General features: G+C 74.2%; 3 protein-coding genes. 1 reads left to right on the top strand and 2 read right to left on the bottom strand.

Going from position 1 to position 2,052, the window contains the following annotated elements:
* Positions 1 to 38: 38 nt before the first annotated feature.
* Positions 39 to 449, bottom strand: a complete 411-nt coding sequence (locus ACIQOV_RS39015) for a hypothetical protein (protein WP_401055585.1) — start codon at positions 447 to 449, stop codon at positions 39 to 41.
* Between the two features lie 444 nt (positions 450 to 893).
* Here ACIQOV_RS39015 and ACIQOV_RS39010 point away from each other — a divergent pair, with 444 nt between their 5' ends.
* Positions 894 to 1,481 carry a restriction endonuclease gene (locus ACIQOV_RS39010; protein ID WP_401055583.1) on the top strand — a complete coding sequence of 196 codons (588 nt, stop codon included), beginning with the start codon at positions 894 to 896 and terminating at the stop codon, positions 1,479 to 1,481.
* Positions 1,482 to 1,661: 180 nt separating this feature from the next.
* Here ACIQOV_RS39010 and ACIQOV_RS39005 read toward each other — a convergent pair whose 3' ends face one another.
* On the bottom strand, positions 1,662 to 1,907 hold the full coding sequence (locus tag ACIQOV_RS39005) for a hypothetical protein (protein ID WP_401055582.1): 246 nt from the start codon (positions 1,905 to 1,907) through the stop codon (positions 1,662 to 1,664).
* Positions 1,908 to 2,052 lie beyond the last annotated feature (145 nt).

Genomic DNA, 2,052 nt, shown 5'->3' with positions numbered 1-2,052 from the left:
GGTGCCGCCGGCCCTGCGGAAGCCCCGGGCCGGCCCCGTCACCCCGCGGCGGCCCGGCGGGCACCGCTCCGGTGCTCGGAGGCGGCCACCGCCCCCAGCAACAGCAGCACCGGCGCCGCGAAGATCGCGAACAGGTAGTCGCCCGACAACGCCGCATACCCCAGCAGCAGCACCTGCACCCCGGCCATCGCCACGACGAGGACCCTGCCGTCACCGGGCCGCAGACGCCAGAGCTCGCGCACCGCCAACCCGTTGATCCCGGCCATCGTGTACCCCCCGATCGCCAGCAGGTGCGGCACCACCTTCGACCTCGGCGCCACCTCGTCCTCGAACCCGATGCCGTTGTAGAGCAGCGGCACCGCGATGCCGAAGTACAGCACCACCGCCACCGACTCCAGGACGAGCAGCACGGTCGCCGCAGCCCGCGACAGCCAGGAGAGACGGGTCATGGTGTTGAGCCTTCCAGGGGGTTGACGCGGCGACATCCAGTGCGGCGGGCCGACGCGGAGGTCCGCGGCTGCCCCTCGCCACCGGACGCGTGGCACGGCGGGCACGGCGGGCACGATGGGCGTGATGGGCACGCCTCATGGCACCGTCCGACCCGGCAGCCTCGGCATCGCAGCATAGTCAAGAAATGGCAAAGGCTGTACTGCGCCGCAGGTCGGAGAGCACCCTTGCCCGCACGCGCGGGAGGTCGGGGCGGCGGGGGTTCGGCCGTCGTTTGCCGGGATTCGGTCAACTCGGCTGTCCGGCAGCCGGAGTTCGCCCGGATCGCGGGCGTACGGGCACGGCTGCTTCTACGCTCGTCCGAATACCGTGGCGTGAGGGGGAGTGCCGTGGCCCGTAGTCCTGTTCGGCGACGTCGGTCGATGACCGCCCGCCGGGTGCGGTGGATGAAGCGGAACGCGCCGCTGCTGGGGGCGGTCGCGCTGGTCGCGGTCGTTCTGGCCTCGCTGGTGGTCCGCTGGCTTGCCCAGCACCTCGTGCTGGTCGCCGTGCTGCTGGCGGCCGGCGCGGGCGCGGGTGTCGCCGTGCTGCGCTCGCGGGTGCGGGCCCGGCGGCGGGAGTTGGATGCGCGGACCGCCCAACTGCGGCACATCGGGCCGTTCCTGGCGATGACCCCGAAGGCCTTCGAGCACGCGCTGGCGGACCTGTGCCGCCGGGACGGCTGCACGAAGGTGAAGGTGGTCGGCGGGGCCGGCGACCTCGCGGCGGACGTCCTGGCCACCACCCCGGCCGGGCAGCGGATCCTCATCCAGGCCAAGCGGTACGGGCCGCGGACCTCCGTCGGCTCCCAGGACGTCCAGAAGGTCAACGGCACCTACCGCGACGTCCACCACTGCGACCTGGCCGCCGTGGTGACGACCAGCTCGTTCACCAAGGCCGCCGCCGCGTTCTGCACCCAGGTCGGCATCCGCGCCGTCGACCAGCGGGCGCTCGCCCTGTGGGCGGACGGGCGGGGCAGGCCGCCGTGGGCCTGAGCCGCGGCTTCCGTGGCCGGCGCCCGTAGGCCCGGGCTCCCGGGCGGCGCCCGGTCGTCCACGCCGGCGACTGTCGGAGGGCCCGCGTAACCTGGCGCAGAGAGATCAGGAAAGTGCGGGGCATGAGCGTGGACTTCTTCTGGCGGCGGGTGGACGGAGCGGTTCTGGACGCGGCCCGGGCTACTGCGGCGGGTCGGCGGGCGGGGTCGGGGTCGGGCCGTCCGGGGGTGGCTCGCTGAGCCTGCCGGTTCCCTTGCCCGACGGCCGCTGCTCGGATTCCTCCGGTGCCGCGATCCCGTCCGGCGACGGCAACGGCAATGGCAACGGCATCGGCGGGTGGGTGGGCACCCTGGTGGGACCGCGGGAGCCGAGGCCTCGCTGCCTGCGCCACTGGCCCTGCCGGTCGCGCGGGATCCGGTTGCTCACGACGTCCTCCTGGTGGTGCTGGGGCTCACCATTGTGGCCCGGGGGGAAGGAGTGCGTGGTGGGAAACCCGTCACTGTGCCTCCCTCCGCGCGTCCCGGGCGCGCCCCGCCCGCGAAGGAGGCGTCGGGGCGGGGTGGGTCCAGCC

It is taken from the genome of Kitasatospora sp. NPDC091257 (assembly GCF_044757675.1).
GTDB classification, from domain to species: Bacteria; Actinomycetota; Actinomycetes; order Streptomycetales; family Streptomycetaceae; genus Kitasatospora; species Kitasatospora lactacystinica.
This window is presented reverse-complemented; position numbering and strand designations above follow the sequence as displayed.

Excerpts from the sequence above, each read along its gene's own strand:
- ACIQOV_RS39015 (WP_401055585.1), bottom strand. The coding sequence starts at position 449 with ATGACCCGTCTCTCCTGGCTGTCGCGGGCTGCGGCGACCGTGCTGCTC.
- ACIQOV_RS39010 (WP_401055583.1), top strand. The coding sequence starts at position 894 with ATGAAGCGGAACGCGCCGCTGCTGGGGGCGGTCGCGCTGGTCGCGGTC.